At 25.3% G+C, this 13,733-nt stretch carries 5 protein-coding genes; 1 reads left to right on the top strand and 4 read right to left on the bottom strand.

Features of this window, described 5'->3' with window-relative positions; translation table 4 throughout:
- Positions 1 to 92: 92 nt before the first annotated feature.
- A complete protein-coding gene (locus Q346_RS0101770) occupies positions 93 to 2,729 on the bottom strand; it encodes a hypothetical protein (RefSeq protein ID WP_027332811.1) in 2,637 nt (878 codons plus the stop codon).
- A gap of 194 nt (positions 2,730 to 2,923) precedes the next feature.
- On the opposite strand from Q346_RS0101770, the gene recA reads away from it, so the two are divergent.
- A complete protein-coding gene (gene recA, locus Q346_RS0101765; protein ID WP_027332810.1) occupies positions 2,924 to 3,901 on the top strand; it encodes a recombinase RecA in 978 nt (325 codons plus the stop codon).
- A gap of 42 nt (positions 3,902 to 3,943) precedes the next feature.
- On the opposite strand, the gene Q346_RS0101760 is transcribed toward recA, so the two are convergent.
- Genes Q346_RS0101760 through Q346_RS0101750 form a run of 3 tightly spaced genes read right to left on the bottom strand, consistent with a single transcriptional unit; the run spans position 3,944 to position 13,659 of the window.
- Positions 3,944 to 4,180 carry a YneF family protein gene (locus Q346_RS0101760; protein ID WP_027332809.1) on the bottom strand — a complete coding sequence of 79 codons (237 nt, stop codon included), beginning with the start codon at positions 4,178 to 4,180 and terminating at the stop codon, positions 3,944 to 3,946.
- A gap of 16 nt (positions 4,181 to 4,196) precedes the next feature.
- Positions 4,197 to 5,282, bottom strand: coding sequence for a M20/M25/M40 family metallo-hydrolase (locus tag Q346_RS0101755; RefSeq protein ID WP_027332808.1), 1,086 nt, complete (start codon positions 5,280 to 5,282; stop codon positions 4,197 to 4,199).
- Positions 5,283 to 5,298: 16 nt separating this feature from the next.
- Positions 5,299 to 13,659, bottom strand: coding sequence for an SGNH/GDSL hydrolase family protein (locus Q346_RS0101750; protein ID WP_027332807.1), 8,361 nt, complete (start codon positions 13,657 to 13,659; stop codon positions 5,299 to 5,301).
- Between the last annotated feature and the right edge of the window lie 74 nt (positions 13,660 to 13,733).

The raw sequence follows: 13,733 nt of genomic DNA, 5'->3' as shown, positions 1-13,733 counted from the left end.
TTTATTATAAAGCATAGCGTCATTTTTGAAAATAAAATCTTTAACTTTTTTAAATAAAAAATTCTGCTTTTTAAAAACAGAATTTTCTTTTTTTATTGATTACCAAAACTTAATAAAAAATGGTAATTTTTAGTGTCTTTAGCATTGGTTTTATTAGTTGTTTTTAGTCAAATTTCTAAACCGTGTGGTCCAGAAGACGAACCTAATCAAGAAACTTTTTGAGCTAAATAATTAATGTTTTCTAAAATAATTTCATAATTATCTCAATTTAATTCATAACCATATACTTCTTGAGTTTCTAGATTTTTTATTCCTACAAAACTATTTGCTTTTAACAATTCAAATAATTTTGTAACCTTCGCTTTATTTTTATCGACTATTTCACTATCTTCATCAATTGCATTTAATTGATTTTGAATTTCTGTAACTGAATTAAGAATTCTATAACCATTGCTTTCTAATTCATCAGGTCTTTGATTAATAATTGCTCCTGCCACATTAGTATATTTACCAAAATTATTGATATAAATTTTGTTAGTTTCTCTTTCTTCGGTTAATTTATTTTTAGTATTGATAGTTAAGACAACTACGCCTAAATCTGCATAATTTGCTGAACCTAAAATTGCTTGGGAGGTGAGGACAATATTAAGTGGATATAAAATGTCTCTGGCTTCCATTAATGATAATTTAGATTTATTAGTTTCACGCAATTTAGCTAAAACTTCTGAAGCTGCATATCCATCATCAAAATTTGGATAAACATAACTGTCTATAGTTAAATATTTGCTATCGTCAAATAAACGGTTTGAAACTTCTCCATCAACTTCAAAATTCACTAATTTAATTTTTGCTACTCTGAGAACATTTTGCGTGTTTTTATCAATTTCTTGCAAGTTTAAATCCATAAAAGCATTAAAGGGACTAGAATCAACAAGAACGTTTTGTAAATCAAAACGATAATCATAATTTTCTTTATCCAACTCATTTACAAAATTATCTGAACTACCAAAAATTTCTTCTAAATAAGCAATTTGCTTTTCGAAAGTCCCTTTAAAATTCATTTGAGCTAGGAAAGTTTCAATATCCATTTTATTGTAAGAATCTAAAGTTCCATTTAACTGTAGTTTATTATCAAAGAAACTTTGATAATATCTTGGTTTATTTGTGTTTAAGTTTTTAAAGCCTTTAATTTGCACAGAATTTTCTTGAATATTTCCTGTGTAGCGGTTTTGACGTTTAAAATTAAGGCTCAAAATGCTTTTTTCATCATCATAACTTGATGATTCTAAATCTAATCACGCATCATAGATATCGTTTGCATAGGGAATATTATCCAAAGATTGATTAAGGTCTATTTCATAATCAAAATCACGTCAATTTGTGCCAAGTTCTACATTCACATACTCTTGTAATTTGGTTAATTGATCATTAAAATTATCCAATTTTGCTAATTCTTTAATGAATTCATAAGGGGTTGTAAATAAAGCCTTTTCTCTTTGAATTTGTTCTAAAGACTGAAATGAATGTGTTTTGGTTTCATTATAAATTCCGGCTGATTTACTAAAAGTAATTCCGCCTGCTTTAAATCTTTGTCCTCATCCATTGATTGGAAAACTAAATCCTTTTAATTGTGGATCATTACTGCTTAAATCTAAATATTGAATATACATATGAGCATTTCCAGAACCATGTGAGTGACTTGAATCTAAATCGAATATTATTTTAAATTCAGTGGGATTATAATTTTCAATGCCTTCAATAGTTATATATTGATTTAAAACATTTAGTAAATGAATAGTTTTTTCTTCACCATCATATTTATGTGCTTCTCTTTGCAATAATTCTAAGAAATCATCACTAATTAGTGATTTACCTTTTTCTTTAAGAGTTAAATTAAAATGCAAAGGGCCTAAATTAAATTCATTAACTGATTGTCAATCTCCATCATGATCCCCTGCATAAATTTCATTTGCTTCTAGGCCTTTAATTACATTTGAAATTCAATGGATTTTATTAGGATCATTATTATCAGTTTTTAAACTACGCCCAAAAACAAAGTGTAATTCTTTTGAATGCGCATGAGTAGAATCACTTATGTGATAATCGTATAAATCATTATTTTTAAATTGAATATTAAATAATGATTGTAAAAATTTAATTTGTTCACTAAAAGTAGTCCTTTGCTTTAATTCTTTTGCAATAGTTAATGGATCTAATTGATGAACAACTGCAAAATCTTTACTAGTTGCTATTCCTTGAATGTATAGTTCGCCATTTCAATATCATTGATCAAATAAAGGGGTATATTCATGAATCGTGGGATTTGTTTCATTATTTTTTCCTAAATTTTCAATATTGATAATGATACTTTTAGTTCCATTTTGATTAATTAAAATTAATTTAGCTTTGCGATCTTTTGCAGGGGTATTTCAATCTTGAAAAATTGAATTGTTCATATCTAAAAAATACTCTTCATTATTAAACAAAGTTTCAGATAAAGGAGTAGTTAAAGTTTTATTTAAAAAATTGATTTTGTTCATGAAACTTTGATTGCTTTTAAAAATATTTTCTAAATATGAAGGTTGGATTCCAAATCCATAAGAATTAGATTCTTTATTGATTATCACTTCTTCTTTTTGAATATTTTTAGTTTCATTTTGACATTGAGTAGAAACCATAATAGGAAATAGAGATGAAGTGACTAAAAAAGAAAGTATTTTTTTCTTCATTTTTTCTTTCTACAATTAATATTTATATTAATTTTAAAAATTTTTAATTTGAATTTATTATTAAATGAATATCTTTATATGTTTATAATCTTCAAAAAAATTATAATGTAATTGAAAAAAAGCTATCTTTTTTTATTTTTTTCTTTTTTGGAGTCTTTTAATTGAATTATAACAATTAAAAATTGGAAGGTAAAATGACAAAAATAACAAGTAAAGAGATAAAACAAACATTAAATGAAATTACTAAAAAATTTGGTGATGAAGCAATTATGTTGTTTGATGAAAATAATATTGATATGAGCATAGAAACTTTTAATTCTGGTTCATATCTTTTAGATAATGCATTGGGCATTGGCGGATATCCAAAAGGAAGAATTATTGAAATTTATGGTCCAGAAAGTAGTGGAAAAACTACTTTATGTTTACATGCAATTGCTGAAGTTCAAAAAAAAGGTGGTGTTGCGGCTTATATTGATGCTGAACATTCAATTGATCCTATTTATGCCAAAAATTTAGGTGTTGAATTAGATTCATTAATTTTAAGTCAACCAGATAGTGGGGAACAAGCATTAGAAATTGTAGATTTATTAGTTAAGTCTAAATCTATTGATTTGATTGTGGTTGATAGTGTTGCTGCACTAGTTCCTGAAGCAGAATTAAATGGCGATATGCACGATCAGACAATTGGTTTACAGGCTAGATTAATGTCTAAAGCTTTGAGAAAAATTACGGGAAATTTAAATAAAAACGGCACAACTATAATTTTTGTGAATCAAATTAGGGAGAAAATAGGGATTTTATTTGGCAATCCAGAAACAACAACGGGAGGTAGAGCGCTTAAATTTTATTCATCAATTCGTTTAGAAGTTAGAAAAACAACTTCTATTGCTGAAGGAAAGGATATTACAGGAAACGAAATCAAAATCAAAATAGTAAAAAATAAACTCGCCCCACCATATAAAACTTTTACAACAGAAATTATTTTTGGTAAAGGTGTCGATTCTATTGGAGAATTAATTGAAATGGCTTGTGAAAAAGGAATTTTAAGTAAAAAAGGCTCATGATATTCTTATGGGGATAAAAATATTGCACAAGGAAAGAAAAATTTAAAAGATTTTTTTGAAAAAAATAAGGAAGTTTTTTTGGAAATCAAAAACAAAATTTTAGGCTAAACAAAAAACAAGATATTAATTTTAATCTTGTTTTTTGTTTAATTAATTATTATTTTTTGCATTTTGCATTGAACGCATTACGGCTTTAATCTGTGTTTCTGATGCTTTTCTACCCATTTGTAAAAACATCGCTCTAATCATTTTTTCTGTTACAGGAGGATTTTCTTTAAGTTGTTTTTCAAACATTTTTCTTGAAACAAAGAAAGCAATTACTGCCCCTACTATTGCACATACAATACCCACAAAAATTACGATTCCTATTCACGCACCTATTGACATATTTTCTCCTTACAATTTATTTATATTTTATTATATCAATATATTTTTGTGGATTTAAATCTTTTATAAATTCACTTAATAAATTTCCTGCATTTAATAAATCATTTACATCACAAATACCAATTGGAGAATGTAAATATCTTTGTGGTAAACTGATAGTAATTACACTTGCTCCACCTGTAGCATATTGTAAAGCAGAAGCATCTGTTCCTCCGCCCATTGAGATAAATTTATAAGCTTTTAGATTTTTTTCTTGTGCAATTTTTGCTAAATAATTAACCAATTTAGGATCGGCAATCATTCCGCCGTCCATAATTCTTAAAGCGGCTCCCTCGCCAAGTTTGGTAGTTCCTGCAATTGTTCCAATGGTATCATGACTACTTGTGGTATCTAAAGCAATTGCAATTTCTGGATTAATTAAACTAACTGCTGTCTTTGCCCCTCTAGTACCAACTTCTTCTTGCACTGTTCCTACAAGATATAAATCACAATCTAAATCTAAATTTTGAATTTCTTTAGCAATATATTCTAAAACACAAACTCCAGCACGATTATCCATTGCTTTGCCAGCGACTAAATCTTCATTATCTAATTGAATAGTTTCACCTGAAATTAAAACTAAGTCCCCTATTTCCATTCCTTTTTGAATAGCTTCTTCTTTGTTTTTAAATCCGAAATCTGCATAAATTTCTTTATTAGTAATTGATTTTGAAACTTTTTCGCTTTCCATTATGTGAATTGAAGTATGCCCGAAAACCCCATAGTGTTTTTTTTGATTTTTATCAATTCATGTCGCTTTAGTTCCAACTACTACTGTTGGCCAAATTCCACCAATAGGACTTAAAAGCACTTGTCCTAATTCATGAATTTGTCTGACAAGGTAGCCAACTTCATCCATATGTGCTGCTATCATTACTTTTGGCAAATTTGGTTTGTTTGTTTTTTTGTGCAAAATCAATGAACCAAAATTATCATATGAAATATTGAATTGATTTTCATCTATATTCTTAATGAAAAAGTCACTAACAGGTTTTTCATATCTACTTGGTGCCTCGATTTCAAGGTATTTAATTAATTGTTGTTTAAATTCTTGTTTATTCATTTTTTCACTTTCTTAATTAATCTTTAATAAATCAACTTTCTCTATTTTGAACAGGAATTAAATATCCTCTATGTAAAGCTTCTACTAAAACTCTATTGAAGGTTTTATTACCGTTATATTTACTATCAATTGCATTTGGATAATAAATATAAACTAAAACATGATCTGCCGCATAAGAATCTCTACCTAAATAGTTACTTCTTGCTCTTCTTTCTGAAACAACTCCTTTTGTTGCCATAGCACCCGCTCATCAATCTTTATGAATATCAGGATTTGAAGCATTTCCTCTAAATCCAATAAAGTGTAATGATCCATTATATTTGGTAAATACATCTCTATATTGAGATTTAACTTGATTGAATGCATATTCGAGGCTGCCATATAAATAAGCTTCAGCTGTTGTATTAGTTCCATTTCAAAATAGGCCATTTGGTGTGTATTTATATAAGAATTGAGCTAAAGAAGCATAAATTCTAAAAATGGCATGATATTCTGGTAACTGTTCTCTTAATGTTTTAATATTTGCAAATTTTGTTCTTTCTTTTAAGGTTTTTAAGTATTGAGTGACTAATGGTCTTCAAATTACATAAAGTAAATTATTTAATGAATTACTTGTTGCCATAGATCAAATTGCACCAGCTTCAACTTCAAAATTTGAATTTCCAGAATTAGAATTTTTAGGTTGGAATAAATATTTAAAAATTCCAATTTGATTGGTATAGTTGCCATTTGCATCAGTAATTGGGTTGGCGGCAAAAATTCGATTAATAAAGTTTACAAAAACTTGATTGTCTATTTGTTTAATAATTTGGTCAAAAATTTGATAATTTTCTAAAATTTTTGAAAGAGAAATTTTTCCTTTATCATTCTTGATAACTTTTAATGCCCCACTCATCATGTCATTTATTAATTTATTTACATAATCTTTTTTGTTGTATGAATACATATTTTTAAGTGATTCAAACATTGCATCAATCATATCATCATACATTCTAGTTGTAATAAAGCCTTTTAAGGCTCCGCCAATGAATTGAGTAATTAAAGCTTTATCATTGGTGTCATTCAAATCAAAGTTAGCATCTTTTAATTTTTTAGTCACAACTGAACCAATAGCACCAATTACATCATTGTTTTCAGTCAATATTTCTTTTATTCAAAGTTTTAATTCTGATTTTATTTCTTGGGCTGAACTTGAACTAAAGAATTTGTTAAAGGCTGCTTTTCAATTTTCTAATTCACCATATTGGACATTATTATCAATTACTTCATTAATAAGTAATGTTAATATTCTATTTAAATGATTTGATCTTAATAATGATTTAATAACTTGTGTAGTTTCTTCTGGACTTAAGTCTAAAACTCCATCAAAGGCTTTATCAAGCATAAAGTTTTTGATTAATCTTTCAGCTGCTTCATCATTTTGAGTGACTTGATTGAAAATAGTTAATAATAAACTTTTAAATGTGTCTTTATTTTGATTTAAAGTTTGTGAATTTAATATCACCTTAATAATATTGTAATCAGCGAAATTAAATGCTTTTTGAATAGTGTCAAGAATTGAAACATTAGCGGTTTCTTTATTTAATAATTTTGGTAAATAATCAATGATTGCTTCAGTTATTGGTTCTAATAATTTCAAATTATCAAGTAAATTTGGTATTTCATCAATCAAATCATTAATTAATTTAGTCATTGAATTTGATGTTGTATCAATTTGATATTTACTTATGTTATAGTCTAGAATTGCCTTAATTAATGTTTTAATTTCGCTAGTTCTTAAAACAAAGAAAACAAAATTTTTAGAGTTTTTAACTGTTTGTGTTTTGAAATCTTCATTGTTTAAATAAATTGTAATTAAATCTGCAAAAGTAGTTGCATTTTGATAAGAATCTGGATTAACAAATATTCCATCCAATGAAGTTTGAATAAACTGAGTCAATTCAGAAGAATTTACTATTTTTTTCAATAATGATTTAGCATTATCTAAAGTAAAATTATCGCCAAGGGTTCTTGAAATGAAATCTGGTAATTTTAATCATAATTTATCAACTAATTTAGTGTTATCCAATACATAATTAGCTATATTGACAAAAATTTGTTGAGCTGTTGGAATTGAGTCACGAAGCTCAGGTAAATTTACTACAGCTTTAATAAAGTTTACATATGTTTTTTCAAATTTTTCCAAACTAAAGAATTCATTAGTAAATCAACTTAAAATTTCTTCATAGTTTAATTTGTATCCAGAAATTGCCATTTTATCAATCGCATAACTTACTAAGCTATTTTTTAAATTCATTTTTTCGCTTAAAGTTGATAAATTGGTAATTAAAACATTATAAAAGGCTTGTAATTTCGCTTTTTCAACACCTGTTAAAATTCAATTTTGTTCATTTTTTAAATATTGATAAATTGATTCAAATAAAAGATTTTTCAACTCATCACTTGCAAAAATAGAATCAATGAATGTAGAAACTTTTACTTTTATTTCTTCTTTATTTTGAACATTACTTAAATAATTAATTAATAATTGATTGAAATTCTTAAGATTTTCAAAAGTTCCATTCTCTGCAAAAATAATTTGATTAATAAGAATATCAACTAATGATTTAAAATTGCTGTTTTTTAAAACTAAATTAAATACAGTTGATAGTTGAGAATCGGTTACATTCGCTAAATAAATATCAAATTTATTTTTATATTCCTCAGGAATTAATAAACGTACATTTTCTTTTTTAAAGGCTGCACTAATTAACTCAACAAATGAATCATAAATTGGTAAATTAGTGATATTAGTAAGCAATTTATCCACTAATTCATAATATGTATCAACATTCGTAAAATCGGTGTCTTTTTTGCTAATTAAATATTCAATTGTTGCATTAACAAATTGTTCAAATTTACCATCTTGATAAATTTGATTTAAAAAGGCCTTTGAACGTTCAACATCAAGAATACCATTTGAATATTCAGAAATTCTTGTGGCTATTTGGTTATTAATGTTGTCAGTTAATAATGATTTAAATAATGAATTAGCCACTTTTTTAATGATTTCTTTATTGTCTGAAAGCACATTAGATTTAATAAATTTAATAATTACACTCACAACTTTTTCTTCATTAAAAATTGAAGTTCAACTATTAGTAATAGCATTAACTAAGTTGGTTAAATTAACTTCTTGAGTATTATTAATTGTTTCTAATACTGTATTGATAAACGGTTTGATAGCTTCTAATTCTTCAACAGTTGAAGTTAAATAATCATAAACTGAATTAAATACGGTTCTTAATTCATCTCTATCAACATCAGTTGCCCATTGATATTTGTCAAATTTTTTGATAATAATATCAATTAAAGATTTTTTAACTTCAGAATTTTTTACAGTATCTAAAATTAAATTATTAAATTTGGTTGTGATAAATTCACGATTTTCTTGAGATCCAATTCATTTAAATAATAAAACTAAACTATTATCTAAAATTTCAGTTAAATTGTTAATATTAGCAATAACTTTTGAACCAAAATCATTTAATAAATCTTTGAAATTTTGATTTTTAACAATTACATTAAAACCTAATTTAAAATTAGAAATAACTAAATGATCTCTTAAATATGGATTATTAATTTCCTTAATTTTTTCTGCTAACAATTTTTCTGCATGTGGATTTTCAAAAATTTTGTTAATTAATAAAATAATTTTGTCATATAAAACTGAATCAGTTAAATTAGATAATAAATGATTAACAATGTCTTTAATTTTTCTAATTTGAGATAAATCTGTTGGTTGACTAAAAATTTTGTCTAATAAAGCAGTAATAAATTCACGATCTTCATCTGAATTAACCACATCTTTATAAGTTTGAATTAAAATTTCATTATTTGGGTCAATTTTAAATAATTTAGCAACAATTCCGACACCTCTTTGTAAGAATTTGAAAATTTTATCTTCAAGAAGTAAATTGTGAACAAATTGAATAATAGTTGCTTTATTTGAAGCATATAAATTAGAACCTAAAATTGATTTGTAACTAGTAACGATAATATCAGTTAATACTTCATCATTTAAATTAGATAGTATTTCTCTTTTAAAATTTTGAATATTAAAAGAAAAACCATTGGCAGTAAATTCATTGTAAATTAACTTGAATAAATTTTCAAAAACATTTTGATTCATTAAAATGTTTTTAACCATTTCAGAAGCATTTTCAACGGTTTGATCATAATCTTCATCAGAAATATTGTCTAATAAATTAGTTTCTTCTTTGAATAATTTTTTAACTCAATCTCAAATAGTTTTTCTTACTAATTCATTTTCAAAAAAGAATGAATTAACCATTGCTTTTGAATTAGTTAAAAGCAATTCTTTATTAATTTTTGCTCAATCAACAATAATTTTTTCATAATTTAGTGCCTCATCTAAAGCAATATTATTGTTGGCAATTGTGTCATTTATAAAACTATTTAAAATATTTTTAAAATTAACATTTTTTAAAAGTTCAATTGTGAAAAATTTAAAAATATCTAAAGAAATATAGTTTTGTGCTCTTTTTCTGATAGAAGTAATTATTCTTTGATATAAAGAAGCAAAATTTTCAGAATTTAAAACTTTATTTATTCAACTTACTATCAAATTGTAATTATTGCTTAAAACATAGTTGTGTAAGATTGCATTGGTAATATCAGAAATATATACAAAATCTTTAACACTATTGAAGTTCTTATCTAAAATTAAGTCTACAAGACCTTCTAAAACTCTTTTAAATTCATTAAAATTAAAACTTTCAGTGATTAATTGTTCTAATGTTTGATATTCATTACTATTGACTTCTGCATTAATTTTCAATTGTTTAGCTAGAAATGCTAAAACTAATTTTTTAACATTAAATAATTTGGTTTCCTCAACACTATTTAAAATCAATTTTTTAATAGTTTTTCTATTTGCAACACTAATTCCGTTTTTAATGCTTTGTTTATAAATATCCACAACCATTGTTTCAATTCTAGTTAAACTAAATGATTCAGATAATTTAGCTACAACAGCATCAATAGATATATCTAAACCATTAACAGCCAATTGGTCAAGTATTAAAGAGGCTAATTGATCGACTATGTTTGTGTTTGTAATAATTAATTTGCTAAAATCAACAGTTGCTTTAAATAAAGAAACAAATTCTTCTTGACTAACGATTGCATTTTTTGATTGAACTAAACTCGAATTATTCAATAAATATCTATAGATAGAAATGCCAAGTTGTTCAATAACTGTTTCATTGTTTAATAAAGTTTTAGCAAATTTTTTGCTTTCATTTACTATTAAAGCTTTATTTTCATCATTACTTAATCAAACTTTAATTAGTTGATTTAAATTAGTTAAATCGGTTAAATGATTATTTGAATTAAACACGCCATTTACAAAAAAGTTTTGAACAATATTTTTTAAGTTGCCATCATTAATGACTGCTTTAATAATATTTGTAACTAAAGTTGTATCTAAAAATTGTTTAATAATTGCATTTTGTTCGATTTTATCAGTAATTATTGTTTGAACGTTGTTGTCTTCTAGAATTTCTTCTAAAAAATCTCCAAGTTGATCATATAAACCATTAGCAACAAAATTATTGGCAATTAATTGACCTACCTGCATTAAATTATCAAAGTCTTTAATTGCTTCGTAATTAATATTTAAAGTTTGTTTTATAACATTTTTAACAAAAATTGCTAATTTATCAGAATTTAAAATTGAATTTGCTAATTCTGTTGCTTTTTCATCAGTTAATGATTCTCCTGATAATTTTTTAATTAAAGGAATTAATTGATTTAAAATTTCACTTTTTAAATTAATTCTATTATCAGTTCAAATTAATTCAAAAACTTTTTCAAAAGTATCTAAATCCTCAGCAAAATTTTGTTTTGCTAAAGATTTAATAATAGAAAGAAGAGAATCATTTATATTGTCAGAATTAAATAGCATTTTTATTTTTTCTAACATATATGCTTTAAATTGTTCGCCATTAAACTCTTTGTAATTGTTTATTCCAAGTGAATTAACTAAAGCATTAATTGTAAATTCCACTAAATTAGTATTTTGATTAATATCAGCAAATGCACTAATTAATTTGTATGCGAATTTAGTAATTACATTTTCATCTAAGTTACCTGTAAAGTTGTAATGTTGAAGCAATTTAGAAACAGTTCTTGAAATAATTTGTTTGAATTCATTATTGGTTAATAAAGAATTTATTATTTTTACTCCGCCTCTTGCTAAAGTATTTCTAATTTCTTCATTATTAGCAAAAGCATTTAATAAATCAGAATATGTGGTTGCATTTGCAAAATTGTCTGAATTATTAATAATTGCAATAAATAAATCTCCTATTAAATTTCTAATTTCTAAATCATTAAAAATTAAATTTAAAGCTGTTTTATAGTCATCTTTTGAAATAAAATCTGCTCAAGAATCGGTGTAAGTAAATTCAACAATTTTGTCAATAATTGAATCTTTAACTTCAACTTGAACCACATTTGTGAAAATAGTTTTGAAAATTTCTTTGACTTCTTCTTTTGAGGTTTTTAAAAACGGAATATTAAAAATAGAAGCAACATATCTAACCACTCTTGATTCTTTGGTTGCTTGATTTTTAAAAGCAGTTAATAAATTTTGGAAAGTTAAATCTTGTTTATTTAATTGCCCATCTTTATTTCAGTCAGTATTATAAAATTCATTTTCTGAGTCTCTTAAAATTGAAGAAACAATTTGATTTTCAATCATTCAGTTATATAACTGATCTAAATTTTCTCCGTCATTTTTACTTAAAAATTTTTCCAATTTATGTTCTGGATCATATTTAGTATAAGTTGATGATTTAAAAAATGATAAAATTGCGTTTTTAAATAAGGCATCTGCAAATCTTGTTTCTGAAATTACTCTTTCATAATAATTTTCTTTGTTTTTTTGTGATAATTTATCTTTAATTAAAGAATCTTCTGTATTTAAAAATTGTTCTTGATTTTGTCCAAAAATAGTTTCGAAAATTTCTAATGGGTTTTTCTTAAATCCAATTTCTTGAACTGAAGAATTAAAATCAGAATTAAAAAACTTTTCGCCTCAATTGAATCCTTTTTCATTGATTTTTGTTAAGTCATTAGTATTTAAGATTAATTTGGCAAAAATATCCATTGCCATTTTTTTATAACCAAAAATTGAAGGGTGAATATCAAAAAGTAAAGGTGTTAATTTTGCTGTATTTGGTATTCAATATTCAGCATTGTATGAATCTATAAAAAATACACGATTTTGTAAAGCAGTTTTTTGTAAAGTTTTATTGAGAATTGAAATGATCATTTGACTAATTTGGAATTTAATTTGATATTTTTCGGAAACAAAAACATCTAACATTCCAAAGATGTTAGCCATTGGCAACGGATATGAAACTAAATTGATATTTAAATTTGGATTAATTTCTTTTAAAATTTCAATTAATTTTTCTTCTTTTTGAGCAAGTTTATCTAAAATAAATTGCACAGCATTAGTTAATTTTGCCACTACTTCTGAATAATTTAATTCAGTTGCTGAAAGTTCTTTGATTAATTCTATTATAGGCAATTGCATTAAATCACTTTTAAGCATTCCTAATATATCATTAGCACCAAGTGTAACTGTTAATAAATTTGCTTTCTTTAATTGATTTTTTACAGAATTTCCATATTCTATTAAATCGGATTTAAAAATTCTTTTTGCTTTTGCTAATTCTTTTTCACTCAAAATGCTTAAATCACCAGATAAAATAGCAATTCAGTGATTGAATGTTGATCCAGAAATCGCAAAGTTTTTAAAATATGCTAATTTATTGCTTTCTGCCTCTTGAATAAATTTAGCTAAATAAGCTGGAAAAGAAAAACCTTCTATTTCGCCATTAATTAATTCTCCTTGATAGTCCCGTGGCATTGTCCCATCAAATCCAGCTGAAATTGAATCACCAAAAGCCACATAATTCACTTGTTGATTTTTATTTATGAAAAATTGACTTCTTGTTCTTGCCAATTCAATATTTTCGCCATTGTCAGTTTCAGAACCATCAGTTGGATCAGTTGGCGGATTTGTGTTATCTCCTGGATTAGGTGTTGTTGTTTCTGTCCCAGCCCCTGGATTAGGTTTTGAATCAATAGTTGGATTAGAACCATCTTTTTCCTTTCCTGGCAAATTATTATCTTCACCTGGATTCGGTTTATTTGGCTCTGGTTCTTTTTTGCCAATTCCACGCTTAATTTCTTTTTCTTTTTTAGGTAAAAAATATAATCCTGTTGCTAAGGCAGCAGAAATTAGAGCAAGACCTCCTAATGAAAGGCCTATATATTTTAATTTTTTCTTTTTTGATGCCATTATTCACCTCATTTTTTATTTTTAAAACACACATTTATTCATTATTTATTATATATTTATTATTTTTTATAAAA

Origin of the sequence: Mycoplasmopsis gallinarum DSM 19816, assembly GCF_000621085.1 — a bacterium.
Lineage (GTDB): Bacteria > Bacillota_I > Bacilli_A > Mycoplasmatales > Metamycoplasmataceae > Mycoplasmopsis > Mycoplasmopsis gallinarum.
This window is presented reverse-complemented; position numbering and strand designations above follow the sequence as displayed.